This is a genomic window from Chryseobacterium taklimakanense, from assembly GCF_900187185.1.
Classification (GTDB): Bacteria; Bacteroidota; Bacteroidia; order Flavobacteriales; family Weeksellaceae; genus Planobacterium; species Planobacterium taklimakanense.
Genome location: NZ_LT906465.1, coordinates 2,375,448 through 2,393,042 on the forward strand (window position 1 = coordinate 2,375,448; position 17,595 = coordinate 2,393,042).

Consider the following 17,595-nt stretch of genomic DNA (forward strand, 5'->3'; position numbering starts at 1 on the left):
TTGGAGTAAAAATTTTAGTTTTGTTCAGATTATGAAAAACTCTGCACTCTTCCGCCTTCATTTTATCGTTTTTCTTTGGGGATTCACAGCAATCTTGGGAAAACTTATCCATGCGAATGCACAAAATTTGGTTTTTTACCGTATGCTGTTTGCGGCAGTTTTTCTTTTTGTTTTCATCAGAATTTTCAAAAAACAAAGCATTAGAGTTTCGAAAAAACTGTTTTGGCAGCTGGCGGCAATCGGCGCTTTTATGGCATTGCACTGGCTTTGTTTCTTTCATTCCATCAAAGTTTCAAATGTTTCTATTGCACTAAGTTGCCTGTCCCTATCCACGTTATTTGCGGCGATTCTGGAACCTGTAATCTTTAAACGGAAAATCGATGTTTCCGAAATCGCGATGGGAATCGTCATTCTGTTTTGTATGTATTTGATCTTCCAGACAGAATTCAGGTATAAGGAAGGAATTTTCTATGGCGTGCTCACCGCGCTTTTCGGAACTGTCTTTTCTGTTTTTAACGGCAGACTTTACGGCAAAACTTCTTCAGGAAATATCATTTTTTACGAGATCTTCTGTGGTTGGGCAATTCTCAGTGTTTTCTATATTTTAACTGGACAGGTTGGGCAGCTTAATGAAATAAGTTACAGGGATTTAGCGTTAGTTACATTGTTGGCGGCTGTTTTCACGGCATATCCGATGTTTGAATCGATTAACCTTATGAAGCATATCACCCCGTTTACGCTGATTTTAACGGTAAACCTGGAACCGATTTACGGGATTATCCTGGCGTATTTTATTTTTGGCGATTCAGAGCATATGAGCCCGGTATTTTATGTGGCATCGCTGGTGATGATCCTCTCTATTGTCGCCAACGGAATTATAAAAGCCAGGAAGAAAGCCAGACAAATTGAAACACAGTTATGAAAAGATATCTATTTTTTGTTTTAATAATTTGCTTCAGCATTTCCCACGCGCAGATTGTAAGGAAGTATTCCAATGAATTTCTGAATATCGGTGCCGGTGCAAGAGGCCTTGGAATGGGCGGTGCGGTGATTTCAAATCAGGATGATGTTTACTCGCCAATGTGGAATCCCGCAGGTTTGCTCGGTATAGAAAGGGATTGGCAAGGCGCAGCAATGCACGCTGAATATTTTGAAAATATTGCTAAATACGATTATATAGCCTTCGCAAAACCCTTGGATAATAAAGGTGGTGTTTTTGCGGTTTCTTTGGTGAGACTCGGAGTTGATGATATCCTGGATACTACCCAAATGATTGATTCTGAAGGAAATATTGATTACGATAAAATTCAGAAGTTTTCTCAGGCGGATTATGCGGGAATCCTTTCTTATGCTTTCAATCTTGGCGGAAACCATAAGCTGAACCTGGGCGTAAATGCCAAAATCGTGTACAGAAACGTGGGGCAGTTCGCCAACGGTTTCGGTTTTGGGTTCGATGTCGGTGCGATGTATAAGGCTGATAACGGCTTGCGCTACGGTGCGATGCTGAGAGATGCCACTACGACCGTAAATTTCTGGACAGTTAATCAGGAAAAACTTTCTGCAGCCGTAAATGGAGAAGAGTTCAATCCGGCACCGAAAGATAAAATAGAAATAACCATGCCTAAGCTGAATGCAGGGATTTCCAGAAATTTTGAACTCAACAGAGATCTGGAACTTCTCCCCGAAGCAGGAATTAATGTCGATTTTGCAAAAACTGCGGCCCTGATTTCGACGGATTTTGCAAGCATCACGCCTTACGCCGGCGCTGAACTGAAATTTCAGGATATGATTTTCGTGCGGGTGGGTGTCAACCGTTTCCAGACTGTAACCGATATTGAAGATTTAAAAAGAGAAGTTTCCTTTCAGCCGAGTGCAGGCCTGGGAATAAAGTATAAAGGCCTTACGCTGGATTATGCGATCTCAAATTCCGGTATCAACGGTTCCAATTTCTTCTCCAATTTCTTTTCTCTGAAACTGGATATGGGCGGTTTCCGAAATTAGAAGCCGGGCATTGTTTTTTTATTTAAATTTGAACGTATAACAATCACAATATGAAATCAATTTTTAAAATAATGTTCGTGCTGTCCTTTGCCGGGCTTTCAGCGCAGTCGGTTTCAGACTATACATACGTCTACGTACCGAAAAAATTTAAGGATTTTAAAACCAATAACGCGTACAACCTCAATAAAATTCTTTCCCTGAAATTGGGAGATAAAAATTACAGGGTTGTAAATGACCTGCCGGAAGAATGGCCGGAGGAATTGCAGCAGGATAAATGCTCTGTTCTGATGTCGGAAGTTCTGAATGATAGCAATATGCTGAAAAACCGTGTGAAGCTTGATTTTACTGACTGCAATGGTAAGGTGGTTTTAAGCATTCCTGCAACCGGTGATTATAAGGAATTTGACAAAGGTTTTCAGGATGCTTTGGTAAAAGCAATTGCCAGAGTTCCGGTTTCTGCTGCTACTCTCGTAACAGTGCCTGTTGCGAAAACTGAACCGGCTGCAAAAGTGGAAAACGTTACGCAAGAGCAGGCTGTTCCTGTAAACACCGTTCAAAAGGTTACCTCTGTAAATTCCCCAGGCACTGAAAACAGAGCGGAAATCTTCAAGAACGGAAATGTTGCTTTCAATAAAGTGAAATTATCTCCTACACAGTTTATTTTTACCAACAGTAACAGTTCTGTACCGTTTGCAACTTTTCGGGAATCAACTAAATCCGGAGTATACCGGGTTCAGCTGGAAAATGGAATTCAAACATTAGGTTATGATGAGGGAAATAAGCTGGTGGTCGAAATTCCCCAAAACGACGGTTCTTACAGAAAGGAAGAATTCATAAGACAATAAAAAAAGCCTCAGTTGTTGAGGTTTTTTTGTGTTTAACCAAAACGCGGTGAAGATATTTGGTTATCATTACAGAAAGCTGCGCAGGCTAAAAACTGTCAGACCTTAATTCGAATTAAAATATTCCCAAACAATTTTGCCTTTAGATTTCCCGAGGATTTCTTCCAAAATCTCAATCGGCGCTTCCTTAATTCTTTTAACGGATTTTAATTTGCTGAAGAGCAGTTCGATGGATTTTTCACCGACGCCAGGAATTTCCTCCAGCTCTGTTTTTATGGTTGAATTTTTCCTTCTCGTGCGGTGGTGTTTTACGCCGAAACGGTGGGCTTCGTCACGCACGCGCTGCAGGATTTTCAGGGTTTCAGATTTTTTGTCCAGGTACAAAGGAATTGAATCTTCCGGGAAGAAAATTTCCTCCAAACGTTTTGCAATGCCGATAATGGTAATTTTTCCGTAAAGCCCGAGCAGTTTTAAACTTTTCACGGCAGAAGAGAGCTGGCCTTTTCCGCCGTCGATTAATATTAATTGCGGCAGCGGCTCACCTTCATCCAGGAGCCTTTTGTAGCGGCGGTAAATCACTTCTTCCATCGTGGCGAAATCGTTCGGCCCGTCTACAGTTTTCGGGTGGAAGATCCTGTAATCCGCTTTGGAAGGTTTGCCGTCTTTGAAAACCACGCACGCCGAAACCGGATTTGTCCCTTGGATATTGGAATTGTCGAAACCTTCGATATGGCGCGGCTCGGCCGGCATTCGCAGCAGTTTCTGCATTTCTGCCATGATGCGGTTGGTGTGGCGTTCCGGATCTACAATCTGCACCTGTTTCAGCTTTTCGAGGCGGTATTCTTTGGCATTTTTTTCTGAAAGTTCCACGATGCGTTTTTTGTCGCCCACTTTTGGGACAATCAGTTTAACGCCCGGAATTTCAAAATTCAAATGAAACGGAAGCAAAATTTCCCTGGAGTCAGAATCAAATTTCCGGCGTATCTCGATCAGCGCTTCTTCCAGGATTTCTTCGTCGGTTTCCTCAATTATTTTCTTTATTTCCGTGGTGTAACTTTGGATGATATTTCCGTTCTGGATCTTGAAATAATTCACATAGGCCGCCGTCTCATCGCTGGTCATCCCGAAAACATCCACATCATTGATGCTGGGATTTACAACCGTGTGTTTCGCCTGATAATCTTCCAGTAAATCGAGGCGTTCCTTCACCATTTGTGCATTTTCGTACTCAAGATTTGATGCATAAGAGGTCATTTCATCCACCAGATAATTCTTTGCAAGCCGGAAATCCCCTTTGATGATCCCGCGGATGGCTTCTATTTTTTTATCGTAATCTTCCTTGCTTTCAAGCTGCTCGCACGGGCCTTTGCAGTTTTTGATGTGATATTCCAGGCAGACTTTATATTTTCCTTCGGCAATTTTTTCAGGAGCCAGGTTCAGGTTGCACGTTCTTAGTTTGTAAATATGTTTAATGGTATCGAGCAGGATTTTTGCCGGGCGCACTTTGGCGTAAGGGCCATAATATTCCGAACCGTCTTTTATAATCGTTCTGGTGAGGAAAATGCGCGGAAAATCTTCGTTTTTGATGCAGATCCACGGATAGGTTTTGTCGTCCTTCATCATCACGTTATAAAACGGCTGATGTTCCTTGATCAGATTGTTTTCCAGCAACAGCGCATCGTATTCACTGGGAACAATCGTGGTTTCCAGCCGTTGTATTTTGCCCACCATAATCCTCGTGCGGTAACCTGAGAGATTCTTGTTGAAATAAGAAAGGACGCGTTTTTTTATATTTTTTGCCTTACCGACATACAGCAGCTGCCCGTTTCTGTCGTAATAACGGTACACGCCGGGATCGGAAGGCAGGGTTTTCAGTTGAAGTTCGAGATCGGAGTTCACCTAACAAAAATAGTGAATGATTTTTTAATCGGGGCGCACAATTCCGGCTTTCACTACTCGCTTTTTTGCGCCTGGCTTCGGCCCCTTCCTGCAAAAAGAGCTCAAACATGCCGTTCAATCCGGGGCGCAGATTTCGTCTTTTTATGAAAATTCAGTAATTTTAAAACCAAATTTTAAACCATGATTTACGGTATAGATACTTTCACTTTTCACGATGTTTTGGAGATCGCCAAAAACCCTTCAAAAGCCAAACTCAACTCGCAGGCAAAAGACCAGATTCTGAATTCCAAGAAAAATGTTCAGAAAATTGTAGAGTCGGACCGCACGGTTTATGGCATCAACACCGGTTTCGGGCCGTTGTGCGATGTGAAAATTTCTGAGGAGGAAACGGCACAGCTTCAGCATAATCTTGTTATTTCTCACGCAGTAGGTGTCGGAAAACCGATTGATAAGGAACTTTCGAAAATTATGATGATAGCAAAGGTTCACGCTTTGTCCAAAGGATTTTCCGGCGTTTCTCTGGAAGTGATTGAGCGTCTGATTTTGATGCTTGAAAAAGATATCATCCCCGTAATTCCGGAACAGGGAAGTGTGGGCGCTTCGGGCGATTTGGCACCGTTGGCGCACATGGTTTTGCCGCTGCTCGGGCTGGGACAGGTTTGGGAAAACGGGGTTCCGGCAGAAACTGCTGTAATTTTCGAAAAAAATAATCTTGAACCTTTAAAATTAGGGCCGAAAGAGGGTTTGGGCCTCATCAACGGGACGCAATTCATTCTCGCACACGCCATCAAAGGTTTGGAAAAAATGGAATATTTGCTGGATCTGGCGGATCTCACCGCAGCGATGTCGCTCGAGGCGTATCGCGGTTCTGCAAGTCCGTTTAAAAAAGAACTGCACGAAATCCGTCCGTTTGAGGGAAGCAAAAAAGTGGCCGCCAGAATGGTGAAATTCCTTGAAAATTCCGAAAATTTGAAATCTCACGAGTTTTGCGACCGTGTTCAAGATCCGTATTCTTTCCGTTGTGTGCCGCAGGTGCACGGCGCAAGCAGAAATGCTTTTGAACATCTTCGTCAAATGGCAGAAACTGAACTGAATTCCGTAACCGATAACCCAATCGTTTTAAGCGCGGAAGAATCCATTTCCGGAGGGAATTTCCACGGGCAACTGATGGCGCTGCCTTTGGATTATGCGACGTTGGCGACGGCAGAACTGGGAAATATTTCGGACAGAAGAAGTTATCTGTTGCTTGAAGGAAAATTCGGTCTGCCAAGATTATTGACGGAAAGTTCAGGTTTGAATTCCGGTTTTATGATTCCGCAATATACTTCTGCGGCGTTGGTTACGGAGAATAAAACGCTTTGTTTTCCGGCTTCGGCAGATTCTGTTCCGACGAGCCTTGGGCAGGAAGACCACGTTTCTATGGGCAGCATTTCTGGCCGGAAATTCAACCAGGTTTTGGATAATTTGGTGAATATCTTAGCGGTTGAGCTCATGTTCGCAGCACAAGGTTTGGAATTCCGACGCCCGGCAAAATGCTCAAAAATTGTGGAAGAAAATTACGCGATCCTTCGTTCCAAAGTTGCCAAACTGGAAGATGACCGTTTGATCGGAAACGATATGCTCGCGATTGCGGAGTTGATCAGGAACAGGAAGTTCGTGGTGAATTAATTTTAAATTTTTCATTCCGTAGGAATCTCAGCAAAATATTTGTTTATTTTTTATTTAGATTCCTGCGGATTGACAGTACTTACGCAAAAATTTCAGATTTATCAAGAAGCAATGATCCAATATGCACGTTGCAACTAATACATCTGTTCTCACTTAAATCACCCAATCCTCACACTCGTCATACTCAAACTTCCGCCAATCAGTTCATCATTAAATAAAGACAGTTCATCAGATTTTTCTTTTAACCCTAAAGTATAAATCAGCGGCAGATAGTGGTCCGGCGTTGGAACAGCGTATTGCAAAGCAGTTCCCTGTTTTTGATAATCAATTAAATTCTGGAAATTGCCCTCCAGAAGCCAGTTGTTGGTTTTCTCGCGGGCTTCAATTGCCCAGTCCCAACCGGAACCGACCGTGTTGATGTGGCGCCAATCAATCATCCGCAAGTTATGGACGATGTTTCCGCTGCCGAGGATAAGGATGCCTTTTTCACGCAGTTTGTTGAGTTTTTTAGCCAAATCGAAATGATATTGCGGCGGTTTCGTGTAATCGATACTCAACTGAATTACGGGAATATCGGCCTCAGGATACAGATGTCTGATGACGCTCCACGCACCGTGGTCCAGTCCCCAACTGTGGTCTTCTTCCACCAAAACCGGCGCAAAAAGTTCGGCAGTTTCTTTTGCCAAAGCCGGATTTCCGGGAGCGGGATACTGCACTTCAAACAGTTCCTTAGGGAAACCATAAAAATCGTGAATGGTTTTCGGCATTTCCATCGCAGTAACGAAAGTTCCCTCTGTAAACCAGTGCGCAGAAACACAGAGAATGGCATTAGGTTTCGGAATTTTTTTAGAAACTTCCCGAAATCCAGCCACAAACTGGTTCTCCTCAATCGCATTCATCGGTGAACCGTGTCCCAGAAAGAGAACAGGCATTTTTTCGGTGGTTTTGAAACCTTCGGAAATATTGCTTAAATCGTTTAAATTCATTTTCAAAATTTTTAGAAAAAAAAGATGGAAGCCTCCCAAGAAACTCCCATCTTCGATCTTCAGGTTTCCTGTTGTTTATGCTTTCACAAACTGCAGTTCGCCAAATACTTTAACATCGTCGCTCACCAAAACACCGCCGGTTTCCAGGGCTGCATTCCAGTTCAGTCCGAAATCACTTCTTTTAATTTTTCCTTCGAATGAGAAACCAGCCTTGGTGTTGCCCCAGGGATCTTTATTGATTCCACCGAAATCAACATCCAGATCAATCGGTTTTGTAACACCGTTGATGGTAATTTCGCCGGTAACATCTCCGTTCAGCGAATTTGCGGAGAAGGTAATAGCAGGATGCTGTTCTGCATTGAAAAATTCAGCACTTTTTAGGTGCGCATCTCTGTCAGTGTTGTTGGTATCCACTGAATCGGTTTCTACGGTCGCTGTTACTTTAGCGTTTTTGAAGGTATCATCTTCGCTTTCAAGTTCTGCGCTGAACGTGTTGAACTGCCCTTTTACCTTGGAAATCATCATGTGTTTTACACTGAACATAATTTCACTGTGAGTTGGGTCCAGGTTCCATTTCGTTGCCATAATATTTTGATTTTTAGTTAATATTTAAATTTGATAAAGCAAAGGTACAGCTGTAACAAATTGCAGACATTGATGTATGATAAGAAAGTAAAATTACAGTTTCCGGCGGCGGTTTTGTAAGAAGGTAAAATTAATTAAAAAAACAAATCAACGCTGCTTTTCTGTCAAATATTTCCAATACCGCTTCGGAACGTGCTGAATATGAAGTTTCATGTTTTTTCTTGACGGGATACCGGTTTTCACAAAATAATTCTGCCACATTTTTTGGAAGTGCTTTTCTTCTTCGTGATGAAACTGTTCGGGATTTTTTAAGTTTTGAATTTGGGCAGATTCAGGATAGAAGAAATCCACGTTCTCCAAATCATAGATAATGCCGTAATGTCTCTTCAAATCGAAAATCATCCATTTTTGATCGGCATAACGTTTTTCAAAATGATTTCCGATTAAAGGCAGGACATCGAAATCAGGTTCTATTTTTGCAAAATAAAGATTATCTTTTAGCCTTTCAAACCGTACAAAAGCATGCATCCGGTGGATTTCGCGACGCATACTTTTGAGGATTTTTGAGATTTCCAGCATATCCCGATCCGCCAGATTTTGAAAAACATCCACCCCCGGATTTTGTAAAATGTCTTCAATACTTTTCAAAATCAGTCTTTCTTTATGAGGATGTTCTGACAGAAAAATTCTGAGTAAAATGCTGATGGTTTCTTTGCCGGATATTTGTTCGATTTTTGCCAAAACTCTCGCGCTTTTTTCAGCATTTTTAAAAACCTGATGCTGTTCTGCAAAGAGATTTTCAGTAGAAAAATTTTGCTCTGCTACAATTTCTGCGTTTTCAAATTTATATTCAAAAACTTCAAAAATCGAAGTCAGTAAGCCTTCAAAACTACCATCGTAAAGTAGAATTTTCATTTTAAAACAGTGAAAGTTGCTGGGAAAACGGGTTTTGCCATTTCGATTTTATGCTGTTCACAATAATCTGCCGCAGCTGCTTTTGGTCAATCATATTCGAAAAAACATTCTGCGTTTCAAATTCAACAAAATATTTTGCCCGATTCATGGCAACTCCCAATTTCTGTAAATGTTCCATTTCTAGCTTTCGGAATTTCCGCGCCATCAGAATTTTATTGACAGAGCGAACACCAACTCCCGGAATTCGCAACAGCATTTCTTTGCTTGCCGTATTGATGTTTACGGGAAATTTTTCACGGTTACGCAAAGCCCAGGCCAATTTTGGATCAATTTCCAGATCGAGAAAAGGATTTTGCAAATCCACAATTTCATCCGCCTGAAACCCATAAAAACGCATCAGCCAATCTGCCTGATACAACCGGTTTTCGCGCTGCATCGGAACTTGTGAAAAAACCGAGGGCAATCTCGGATCTTCCAGCATCGGAACGTAACCGGAATAATAAACGCGGCGCATTTCGTAATTTTTATAGAAATGATCGGCCACTTTAATGATTTTTAAATCGGTTTCATTGGTTGCACCCACAATCATTTGTGTAGATTGTCCTGCAGCCGCAAATTTTGGGACTTTTCTGAAAATTTTCTTTTCTTCCTTGTAAAGTGTGAGCTCATTTTTAATAAAAGTCATCGGTTTTACCATATCTGCGTGACTTTTTTCGGGAGCGAGAAGTTTTAAACCTTTTTCTGTGGGAATTTCAAGGTTAATGGAAAGTCGGTCTGCGTAAAGCCCAGCTTCTTTTAAAATTTCATCACTTGCGCCGGGAATGGTTTTCAGATGAATATAGCCGAAAAATTTGTGCTCCTGCCGAAGTTTTTTTGCCACACGAACCAGCCGTTCCATGGTTGTATCGGCATCTTTAAAAATTCCGGAACTCAGGAACAAGCCTTCAATATAATTTCTGCGGTAAAAACTCATGGTAAGTTCCACCACTTCATCCACGGTGAAAGCAGCTCTTTTAACGTCGTTTGATTTCCGGGAAACACAATACGCACAATCGAAAATGCAGTGGTTTGTCAACAGAATTTTAAGCAGGGAAATACATCGTCCGTCTTCGGTGTAGCTATGGCAAATTCCCGAACCATGGCTGTTTCCAAGCCCGCCTTTGTTGGATCTTTTTCCTCCGCTGGATGCACAGGAAACATCATACTTTGCAGCATCTGCAAGGATTTCCAGTTTTTCGTTAAGGCGGTCGAAATTCATTTTATTATGTTAAATTGATAATTCAAAAATAAAAATTAAAAACAGATTTTCAGAACGATTTCTGCTATAAATTCTAACAAAATTCATCCTTAAATCCCTATATTTACCAATCAAAATTTTGAACTATGAACCATCAACCGGTTGAAGGTTTTTCTAAACTTACAAAGCAGGGAAAAATCGATTGGATTGTAAATGAATATCTTGAAGGAAACGAAGAATATCAGCAGATTTTGAAACAATACTGGAACGAAGATCCGGACCTGCAAAAACTTCACGAAGAATTCTCCGAAAATACCATTTCCAATTTTTATATGCCGTACGGAATTGCTCCCAACTTCCTGATTGACGGGAAACTGTTGGCTTTACCGATGGCGGTGGAAGAGAGTTCCGTAGTGGCAGCTGCCTCAAAATCTGCCAAATTCTGGTTGGATAAAGGCGGTTTCAAAACTACAATCATCAATACCAAAAAATTGGGTCACACGCATTTTATTTTCAAGGTTGAATCGCACAAACTGCAGCATTTTTTCAACTTTAAATTAAAGCAAAAACTCTTTGAAGCCACTGAAGACATCACCAAAAATATGCGCAGCCGCGGTGGCGGAATTTTAAATATCCGCTTAGTGGATAAAACAGCAGAAATGGATCATTATTTCCAACTGAAAGCCAGTTTCGATACGGTGGATTCTATGGGTGCGAATTTCATTAACTCGTGTCTGGAGCAGTTTGGTAAAACTTTGAAGGAAGAAGTTGCTAATGCCGATGATTTCACTCAGGAAGAAAAAGATTCTCTTCAGGTGGTGATGAATATTCTTTCCAATTACACGCCGGACTGTATCGTGCGCGCTGAAGTTTCCTGTAAAATTGATGATCTGAAAGATGACAGCGGGATTTCCAACGAAGAATTTGCCTGGAAATTCAAACAGGCGGTTACCATTGCCGAGATTGAACCGTTCCGTGCCACCACGCATAACAAAGGCATTATGAACGGTGTAGATGCAGTCGTAATTGCCACCGGAAACGATTTCCGTGCTACCGAAGCCTGTGCACACGCTTATGCTGCGAGAAACGGAAAATATTCTTCTTTAACGCATTGCACCACCGATAACGGTGTTTTCAGGTTTTGGATCGATTTGCCGATCTCTGTGGGGGTTGTGGGCGGTTTGACGAACCTGCATCCGTTGGTGAAATTTTCTTTAGCTTTGCTTGGTAAGCCTTCAGCACAGGAATTGATGAGTATCTTAGCAGTTTCGGGACTGGCGCAGAATTTTGCGGCACTACGTTCACTGGTTACCACCGGAATTCAGAAAGGGCATATGAAAATGCATTTGTTCAATATTCTGAACCAAATGGGTGCGACCGAAGAAGAGAAGCAGTATTTTGTGAATTATTTCAAAGATAAAACCGTAAGCCACCACGAGGTGATTGCGGAATTGGAGAGGATTAGAAATAAATAATACGTTGTCATGGCATTGCCGTCATTCTTCCTCCTCGCAATGGCAAAAAAAATATAAAAATAGATTATGATTCAGTATCTTCAATACGGTTTACCCCTAATTTTTATTGCGTTCGGCCTGGTGATTAAATTCAGTAAAAATCCACGCTGGGATTCTTCGAGAAAAATGGCAAATATTCTCATTATTCTTGGAATTCTCACTTTGCTTGGACGGATTTTTTTGGATTACAGCAAATAAAAAAACCAATTTGCCCAAACAGAAATCCGTCGGAAATTATTTCGTTTGGGTCGAATAATTTTTGATGAAAGCAAAGCAAATCGGTAATTTTTACCCAATTTTTAAAAGTAAAATATGAAAACACTTACATTGGTCATCGGTGCTGTTTACGGCGTTCTGTCGGTAATTTTAGGCGCATTTGGAGCGCACGCATTCAAAAAAATTTTATCACCGGAAAAACTGGAAAGTTTTGAAACTGGAGTACGTTATCAGATGTACGCTGCATTTTTCCTGCTTTTTGTTGGCTATATTTTAAAATTTGAAACCAAATCTGAAAACTGGATTTCCTGGCTGATGATTTTAGGGGCGTTGCTGTTCTCGTTCAGTATTTACCTTTTGGCGTTTCAGGATTACTGGGGAACAAACCTGAAATTTCTCGGCCCCATCACTCCGATCGGCGGAATGTTGATGATCGTGTCATGGGTAATGCTGATTTTTTATTTTGTAAAAGCAAAGCTTTAAGACACTGGGTATGAGATTTTTGGTCTGATATCTGATATCTCACACCTTAAAGCTATATATTATGTTTTTCATATTTGGATTTAATAAGAAGCCGGTTGAAAAAATAAACCGGCAGATTCGCAGAAACGGTTTTGATGTAAACGCCGTGATTACAGTTTATAAAAAATATTTTGAATTATTTTTTATTCCGCTGATACCACTTGGAAAAGCTTATTCCATCTACATTCCTCATACCGACGAATATTTTGAGCAGGGTGCTTTTTCCAAAATGCCTCCGGAACTGTTGGAAGTTTGCAGAGAAGCAGGAAGGACGGTTTAAGATGAACAAAGCAAGAGCCGCTCTTTTCCTGGGAATTTTATGTATTTCGGTTTTTCCTGTGATTGTCAGGATGGGCCTGACTTCCGGACTGATTTCCGCATTTTACAGGATGGCCATTGCAACAGCCTTATTATTTCCCGTTGCCGCCGTGTTGGGGAAACTGAAAATCGAAAGTAAAAAACAGTTTTTCGGACTGCTCCTTTGCGGCGTTCTTTTCGCTGCGGACATTGCAGTGTGGAATGTCTCTATACAAGGTTCTTCGGCAACACAGGCGACCTTGCTCACCAATCTTTCACCCATTTGGGTAGGCGTGCTTTCATTCCTCTTTCTTAATTTTCGTCCCAAAAAAAGTTTTTGGCTCGGAACAGCTGTTGCTTTAACGGGGATGGTGGTTTTTGTGGGCTTTGACACGGTGCTCAATTTCAATTTCGATACGGCTTTTTTTCTCGGTATTCTTTCCGGAATTTTTTATGCCCTCTACATCCTCGTCAGTAAAAATGTGCTTCAAAAAATGGATGTCGTCACATTTATGGCGTTCAGTATGCTCTTCAGCAGCATTTTCTTATTTTTTGTAAATCTCTTTTTTGGGGAATCGTTTTGGGGATTTTCAACGGAAGCTTGGGTTTCCCTTTTGGTTCAGGGAATTGTCTGTCAGCTCATTGCGTGGCTGCTCATCATTTTTGCGACCAAAAGAATGCGCGCGACGCGGGTTTCATTAAGCTTGCTGAGTCAGGCGGTTTTCGCAGCGCTTTTGGCCACTGTCTTTCTGGATGAAAAACTTACCCTCACTCATATGATAGGTGGTTTTCTCATTCTTTCCGGAATTGCAGTAACTTTTTATGAAAAAAAACATAAACATCCGGCTGATTTCTAAAATCTTGCTGTATCTAATATTTTTCTTCCGCCAATTTTCACTAAATTTGTAAATCTAAAAATTCAGAAAAAAATCTAACAAAAAAATATTATGAATCTTCACGAGTATCAGTCTAAAGAGATTTTATCGAAGTATGGCGTTGCAATTCAGCGCGGTTTTGTTGCTAATAATGTGGATGAAGCCGTAGAAGCTGCCGGAAAACTGAAAGAAATGACCGGAGCCGACGGTTGGGTCGTAAAAGCACAGGTTCACGCCGGTGGACGCGGGAAAGGCGGCGGTGTAAAGTTTTCACCAAATCTGGATAAACTGAAGGAAAATGCACAAAACATCATCGGAATGCAGCTGATTACACCTCAAACTTCTGCAGAAGGTAAAAAAGTGAACTCTGTACTGGTTGCGGAAGATGTGTACTATCCGGGAGAAACCGAAACTAAAGAATTTTATGTTTCGATCCTTTTGGACAGAGCGCAGGGAAAAAACACCGTAGTTTACTCTACTGAAGGTGGTATGGATATTGAGCACGTGGCAGAAGTAACGCCTTACCTCATCCACAAGGAAACTATTGATCCCGCTCTTGGACTGCAGGGATTCCAGGCGAGAAAAATTGCCTTCAACCTTGGTCTGGAAGGAAATGCTTTTAAAGAATTTACAAAGTTCATCACCAATTTATATAATGCTTACGTTGGTATCGATGCGTCGCTTTTCGAAATCAACCCGGTTCTGAAAACTTCTGATAACAAGATTATCGCAGTAGATGCCAAGGTAACTTTGGATGATAACTCGCTATTCCGTCATAAAGATCTGGCTGAACTTCGGGACAAGAGAGAAGAAGATCCGATGGATGTAGAAGCAGGTGAAGCAGGCCTTAACTTCGTGAAACTGGATGGTGACGTGGCATGTATGGTAAACGGTGCCGGTCTCGCAATGGCAACGATGGATATCATCAAGCTTTCAGGCGGAAATCCTGCAAACTTCCTGGACGTAGGTGGTACTGCAGACGCTGCGAGAGTAAAAACAGCTTTCGACATCATCCTTAAAGATCCGAACGTGAAGGCGATTCTGATCAACATCTTCGGCGGTATCGTTCGTTGCGACAGAGTGGCACAGGGTGTTGTAGATGCCTACAAAGAAATCGGGCAGTTCCCGGTTCCATTAATCGTGAGGCTTCAGGGTACCAATGCTGAGGAAGCAAAACAGCTGATCGACAACGCAGGTCTGCCAATTCACTCAGCAATCACGCTTGAAGAAGCGGCTAATAAGGTAAAAGAAGTTTTAGGTCACTAAGATTTTTCGAAAATATTTAGAATGAAGCGCCTTTTTGGCGCTTTCTTTATGATGTGTGAATTGATGAAATTCCTTCAAAATCCTTAAATTTGCACACTATGGGACAGATTATGGCAATAGATTATGGAAAGAAGCGCACAGGTATTGCCGTAACCGATGACATGCAGATCATCGCCAGCGGTTTGGATACCGTGGAAACTGCGAGGATTTTTGAATTTCTGAAGAAATATTTTTCAGAAAACCAGATTGAAAGCATCGTCATTGGACTGCCCATAGATTTGAGGGGTAATATGTCGGAAGTGGAAGCCGATATTCAGAGGTTTATCGAAAATTTCCGCAAGGAATATCCACAGATTCCGGTTTCCAGATTGGATGAAAGATTTACCTCCAAAATAGCGTCATTATATATCAGCCAAAGCGCTAAAAGCCGTAAGGAACGCCAAAGCAAAGCGCTGATTGATAAAGTGAGTGCCACCCTTATTTTACAGAATTTTCTGGAACAGAAGCAAAGAGGCAATTCTTTGTTTTAAACAAATTCAAATTTAGAATGATTTTACCAATTCGCGCCTTTGGCGATCCGGTTTTAAGGAAAGTAGGAAAGAATATTGATAAAGATTACCCTGAACTTCAGGAGCTGATCGACAATATGTTTGAGACGATGTACAGTGCCAATGGGATTGGTCTTGCAGCGCCGCAAATTGGGCTTGATATCCGTCTATTCGTGGTTGATGTATCGCCTTTGGCAGAAGATGAAGATTATATAGATATAGCCGGGGAGCTGAAAGATTTCAGAAAAGTTTTCATCAATGCAAAAATCCTGGAAGAAACCGGTGAAGAGTGGAAATTCAATGAAGGATGCCTCTCGATACCTGATGTGCGCGAAGATGTGAAACGTAAGGAAACGATCATCATAGAGTATTTAGACGAAAATTTTGAGAAACATACCGAAACTTTTTCCGATATTCGTGCCCGCGTAATTCAGCATGAGTACGATCATATCGAGGGAATTCTGTTTACAGACCATCTTTCGTCCCTCAAAAAGAAGCTTGTGAAAGGCAAGCTGCAGAAGATTATGAAAGGCGAAACAGATGTGAATTATAAAATGAGGTTCCCGAAGTAAAATTAGAAATGGTTTGAGGTTTTGAAATGGTTCGAGAGTTCAAAAGAACATCATAGATTTGAAAAACAATCAAACTGTCAAACAAGATTTAAAAATTAAAATTATGTTGTTAGAAAAAATTATTTCAATTTCAGGTAAGCCGGGCTTGTTTAAGCTGGTTTCACAGTTGAGAAACGGTTTTATTATTGAAGACGTTACCACAAAAAAGAAAGTAAGCATCGGGAATTCTTCACAGGTGAGTTTGCTCGATAATATTGCGATGTTTACTTTTGATAAAGAAGTTCCGTTATTCGATGTTTTTGAAAATATTGCAAAACAGCACGATTACAAAGAGACCATTTCCCATAAATCTAATGACGCAGAACTTAAAGCGTTTATGGAAAAAGCGTTGCCAAATTACGATACAGAGCGCGTTTACCTATCTGATATCAAAAAACTTTCACAGTGGTACAACATCCTTCACAAGGCCGGTTATATCACACCTGACAGCTTCGTAAAAGCTGAAGGAGAAGTAGCTTCAGAAGAAGCTGCAACTGAAGAAAAAGCAGAAAAAAAACCAGCTGCCAAGAAAGCTGCTCCAAAAACTGAAAAGCCCGCAGCTCCAAAAGCCAAAGCATCTTCCGGTGCAAAATCAACGGTAAAAACTACACAGAGAAAACAGGGATAAACAGATTTTATCCTTAAATTTATATCCCACAGAATGCTGTTATTCTGTGGGAATTTTATTTACAGTTTATGAATTCAAAACAGGAAAAACTGGAAGCCTTCGGCCGGCTTCTAGACATTATTGACGACCTGCGCGAAAAATGCCCGTGGGACAAAAAGCAGGATCTGCAAAGTTTAAGGCACCTCACGCTCGAGGAAGTGTACGAACTTTCCGATGCTTTGCTGGAGGAAAATCTGGACGAGATAAAAAAGGAACTCGGCGATGTGTTGCTGCATCTGGTTTTTTATGCTAAAATCGGTTCTGAAAAAGAGAGTTTTGATATTGCCGATGTCATAAATTCTTTGAATGAAAAACTGATCTTTCGCCATCCGCATATTTATGGGGATGTTGAGGTGAAAGATGAGGAAGAAGTGAAGCAAAACTGGGAGAAACTAAAACTGAAAGAAGGTAATAAATCAGTCCTTTCCGGAGTTTCCAAAGGTACACCGAGTGTGGTGAAAGCCTTCCGCATTCAGGAAAAAGTGAAAGGAATCGGGTTTGAATTCCACAACGCGGAAGATGCATGGAAAAAAGTTGATGAGGAACTCGCAGAATTTCACACTGAAACTGATTTGGTAAAGAAAGAACAGGAGCTGGGCGACGTGTTTTTTTCGCTGATTAATTACGCGAGAATTTCCGGAATAAACCCTGATTCTGCTTTGGAAAGAACCAATCTTAAATTTATTTCACGCTTCCAAAAAATGGAAAACCTTGCCAGCGAACGCAACCTGAATCTTTCAGAAATGCCTTTGGAAGAAATGGATTTGCTCTGGGAAGAGGCGAAGAAAGTTTGATGGAGGTTGGGACGCTCTGTAGGAGCGCAACGTGGTTTTCTTGCCGGCTACTTTTTATTCGGGGAAAGAATGACCGCAACGTCTTCCTAGCCCCGATTGCAATGAAAATCCTTTTTGGTTTTTCCGGGTTTTCGCAGCTGCCAAACCAAAAA

19 protein-coding genes are annotated in these 17,595 nt (G+C 41.4%); 14 read left to right on the forward strand and 5 right to left on the reverse strand.

The features are described 5' to 3' along the window. Nucleotides 1-31: 31 nt before the first annotated feature. Genes CKV81_RS11360 through CKV81_RS11370 form a run of 3 tightly spaced genes read left to right on the forward strand, consistent with a single transcriptional unit; the run spans nucleotide 32 to nucleotide 2,846 of the window. On the forward strand, nucleotides 32-922 hold the full coding sequence (locus tag CKV81_RS11360) for a DMT family transporter (protein ID WP_095073331.1): 891 nt from the start codon (nucleotides 32-34) through the stop codon (nucleotides 920-922). After that, nucleotides 919-2,001: a putative type IX sorting system protein PorV2 gene (locus CKV81_RS11365; protein WP_095073333.1), complete on the forward strand. Its 1,083-nt coding sequence runs from the start codon at nucleotides 919-921 to the stop codon at nucleotides 1,999-2,001. The genes CKV81_RS11360 and CKV81_RS11365 overlap by 4 nt, the downstream gene beginning before the upstream one ends. A 50-nt stretch (nucleotides 2,002-2,051) precedes the next feature. Then, nucleotides 2,052-2,846, forward strand: a complete 795-nt coding sequence (locus tag CKV81_RS11370; protein WP_095073335.1) for a hypothetical protein — start codon at nucleotides 2,052-2,054, stop codon at nucleotides 2,844-2,846. Between the two features lie 102 nt (nucleotides 2,847-2,948). On the opposite strand, the gene uvrC is transcribed toward CKV81_RS11370, so the two are convergent. Continuing rightward, nucleotides 2,949-4,742, reverse strand: a complete 1,794-nt coding sequence (uvrC, locus tag CKV81_RS11375) for an excinuclease ABC subunit UvrC (RefSeq protein WP_095073338.1) — start codon at nucleotides 4,740-4,742, stop codon at nucleotides 2,949-2,951. A 180-nt stretch (nucleotides 4,743-4,922) separates the two neighbouring features. Here uvrC and hutH point away from each other — a divergent pair, with 180 nt between their 5' ends. Beyond that, the gene (gene hutH / locus CKV81_RS11380; RefSeq protein ID WP_095073340.1) at nucleotides 4,923-6,410 is read left to right on the forward strand and encodes a histidine ammonia-lyase; all 1,488 of its coding nucleotides are present in this window, start codon (nucleotides 4,923-4,925) and stop codon (nucleotides 6,408-6,410) included. Nucleotides 6,411-6,568: 158 nt separating this feature from the next. On the opposite strand, the gene ygiD is transcribed toward hutH, so the two are convergent. From ygiD to CKV81_RS11400, 4 genes are all read right to left on the reverse strand, one after another. After that, nucleotides 6,569-7,396: a 4,5-DOPA-extradiol-dioxygenase gene (gene ygiD / locus CKV81_RS11385; RefSeq protein WP_095073342.1), complete on the reverse strand. Its 828-nt coding sequence runs from the start codon at nucleotides 7,394-7,396 to the stop codon at nucleotides 6,569-6,571. 75 nt (nucleotides 7,397-7,471) lie between these two features. Next, a complete protein-coding gene (locus CKV81_RS11390; protein ID WP_095073345.1) occupies nucleotides 7,472-7,981 on the reverse strand; it encodes a YceI family protein in 510 nt (169 codons plus the stop codon). 147 nt (nucleotides 7,982-8,128) lie between these two features. Beyond that, on the reverse strand, nucleotides 8,129-8,896 hold the full coding sequence (locus CKV81_RS11395; RefSeq protein WP_095073347.1) for a TIGR03915 family putative DNA repair protein: 768 nt from the start codon (nucleotides 8,894-8,896) through the stop codon (nucleotides 8,129-8,131). Nucleotide 8,897: 1 nt separating this feature from the next. Further along, complete coding sequence (locus tag CKV81_RS11400) at nucleotides 8,898-10,154, reverse strand: putative DNA modification/repair radical SAM protein (RefSeq protein ID WP_095073349.1); 1,257 nt, start codon at nucleotides 10,152-10,154, stop codon at nucleotides 8,898-8,900. Between the two features lie 125 nt (nucleotides 10,155-10,279). Between CKV81_RS11400 and CKV81_RS11405 the strand changes: the two genes are divergently transcribed. The 10 genes from CKV81_RS11405 (at nucleotide 10,280) to mazG (ending at nucleotide 17,443) form a co-directional block, all read left to right on the forward strand. Beyond that, the gene (locus tag CKV81_RS11405; RefSeq protein WP_095073351.1) at nucleotides 10,280-11,608 is read left to right on the forward strand and encodes a hydroxymethylglutaryl-CoA reductase, degradative; all 1,329 of its coding nucleotides are present in this window, start codon (nucleotides 10,280-10,282) and stop codon (nucleotides 11,606-11,608) included. Nucleotides 11,609-11,674: 66 nt separating this feature from the next. Next, nucleotides 11,675-11,845: a hypothetical protein gene (locus tag CKV81_RS13385; protein ID WP_157727414.1), complete on the forward strand. Its 171-nt coding sequence runs from the start codon at nucleotides 11,675-11,677 to the stop codon at nucleotides 11,843-11,845. A gap of 114 nt (nucleotides 11,846-11,959) precedes the next feature. Next, complete coding sequence (locus CKV81_RS11410; RefSeq protein WP_095073353.1) at nucleotides 11,960-12,346, forward strand: DUF423 domain-containing protein; 387 nt, start codon at nucleotides 11,960-11,962, stop codon at nucleotides 12,344-12,346. Nucleotides 12,347-12,407: 61 nt separating this feature from the next. After that, on the forward strand, nucleotides 12,408-12,665 hold the full coding sequence (locus CKV81_RS11415; RefSeq protein ID WP_095073355.1) for a zinc ribbon domain-containing protein: 258 nt from the start codon (nucleotides 12,408-12,410) through the stop codon (nucleotides 12,663-12,665). A gap of 1 nt (nucleotide 12,666) precedes the next feature. Further along, a complete protein-coding gene (locus CKV81_RS11420; protein WP_095073358.1) occupies nucleotides 12,667-13,539 on the forward strand; it encodes a DMT family transporter in 873 nt (290 codons plus the stop codon). Between the two features lie 90 nt (nucleotides 13,540-13,629). Then, nucleotides 13,630-14,823, forward strand: coding sequence for an ADP-forming succinate--CoA ligase subunit beta (gene sucC, locus CKV81_RS11425; RefSeq protein ID WP_095073360.1), 1,194 nt, complete (start codon nucleotides 13,630-13,632; stop codon nucleotides 14,821-14,823). A gap of 98 nt (nucleotides 14,824-14,921) precedes the next feature. After that, nucleotides 14,922-15,353, forward strand: coding sequence for a Holliday junction resolvase RuvX (gene ruvX / locus CKV81_RS11430; protein ID WP_095073362.1), 432 nt, complete (start codon nucleotides 14,922-14,924; stop codon nucleotides 15,351-15,353). Nucleotides 15,354-15,370: 17 nt separating this feature from the next. After that, nucleotides 15,371-15,943, forward strand: coding sequence for a peptide deformylase (gene def, locus CKV81_RS11435; protein WP_095073364.1), 573 nt, complete (start codon nucleotides 15,371-15,373; stop codon nucleotides 15,941-15,943). 103 nt (nucleotides 15,944-16,046) lie between these two features. After that, nucleotides 16,047-16,610 carry a DUF5606 family protein gene (locus CKV81_RS11440; protein ID WP_095074477.1) on the forward strand — a complete coding sequence of 188 codons (564 nt, stop codon included), beginning with the start codon at nucleotides 16,047-16,049 and terminating at the stop codon, nucleotides 16,608-16,610. A gap of 68 nt (nucleotides 16,611-16,678) precedes the next feature. After that, complete coding sequence (mazG, locus tag CKV81_RS11445; RefSeq protein ID WP_095073366.1) at nucleotides 16,679-17,443, forward strand: nucleoside triphosphate pyrophosphohydrolase; 765 nt, start codon at nucleotides 16,679-16,681, stop codon at nucleotides 17,441-17,443. Nucleotides 17,444-17,595: the final 152 nt, after the last annotated feature.

Excerpts from the sequence above, each read along its gene's own strand:
- mazG (WP_095073366.1), top strand. The coding sequence starts at position 16,679 with ATGAATTCAAAACAGGAAAAACTGGAAGCCTTCGGCCGGCTTCTAGAC.
- CKV81_RS11440 (WP_095074477.1), top strand. The coding sequence starts at position 16,047 with ATGTTGTTAGAAAAAATTATTTCAATTTCAGGTAAGCCGGGCTTGTTT.
- ygiD (WP_095073342.1), bottom strand. The coding sequence starts at position 7,396 with ATGAATTTAAACGATTTAAGCAATATTTCCGAAGGTTTCAAAACCACC.
- CKV81_RS11395 (WP_095073347.1), bottom strand. The coding sequence starts at position 8,896 with ATGAAAATTCTACTTTACGATGGTAGTTTTGAAGGCTTACTGACTTCG.
- sucC (WP_095073360.1), top strand. The coding sequence starts at position 13,630 with ATGAATCTTCACGAGTATCAGTCTAAAGAGATTTTATCGAAGTATGGC.
- CKV81_RS11405 (WP_095073351.1), top strand. The coding sequence starts at position 10,280 with ATGAACCATCAACCGGTTGAAGGTTTTTCTAAACTTACAAAGCAGGGA.
- def (WP_095073364.1), top strand. The coding sequence starts at position 15,371 with ATGATTTTACCAATTCGCGCCTTTGGCGATCCGGTTTTAAGGAAAGTA.
- CKV81_RS13385 (WP_157727414.1), top strand. The coding sequence starts at position 11,675 with ATGATTCAGTATCTTCAATACGGTTTACCCCTAATTTTTATTGCGTTC.
- CKV81_RS11390 (WP_095073345.1), bottom strand. The coding sequence starts at position 7,981 with ATGGCAACGAAATGGAACCTGGACCCAACTCACAGTGAAATTATGTTC.
- CKV81_RS11415 (WP_095073355.1), top strand. The coding sequence starts at position 12,408 with ATGTTTTTCATATTTGGATTTAATAAGAAGCCGGTTGAAAAAATAAAC.
- CKV81_RS11400 (WP_095073349.1), bottom strand. The coding sequence starts at position 10,154 with ATGAATTTCGACCGCCTTAACGAAAAACTGGAAATCCTTGCAGATGCT.
- CKV81_RS11360 (WP_095073331.1), top strand. The coding sequence starts at position 32 with ATGAAAAACTCTGCACTCTTCCGCCTTCATTTTATCGTTTTTCTTTGG.
- CKV81_RS11420 (WP_095073358.1), top strand. The coding sequence starts at position 12,667 with ATGAACAAAGCAAGAGCCGCTCTTTTCCTGGGAATTTTATGTATTTCG.
- CKV81_RS11410 (WP_095073353.1), top strand. The coding sequence starts at position 11,960 with ATGAAAACACTTACATTGGTCATCGGTGCTGTTTACGGCGTTCTGTCG.
- ruvX (WP_095073362.1), top strand. The coding sequence starts at position 14,922 with ATGGGACAGATTATGGCAATAGATTATGGAAAGAAGCGCACAGGTATT.
- hutH (WP_095073340.1), top strand. The coding sequence starts at position 4,923 with ATGATTTACGGTATAGATACTTTCACTTTTCACGATGTTTTGGAGATC.
- CKV81_RS11370 (WP_095073335.1), top strand. The coding sequence starts at position 2,052 with ATGAAATCAATTTTTAAAATAATGTTCGTGCTGTCCTTTGCCGGGCTT.
- CKV81_RS11365 (WP_095073333.1), top strand. The coding sequence starts at position 919 with ATGAAAAGATATCTATTTTTTGTTTTAATAATTTGCTTCAGCATTTCC.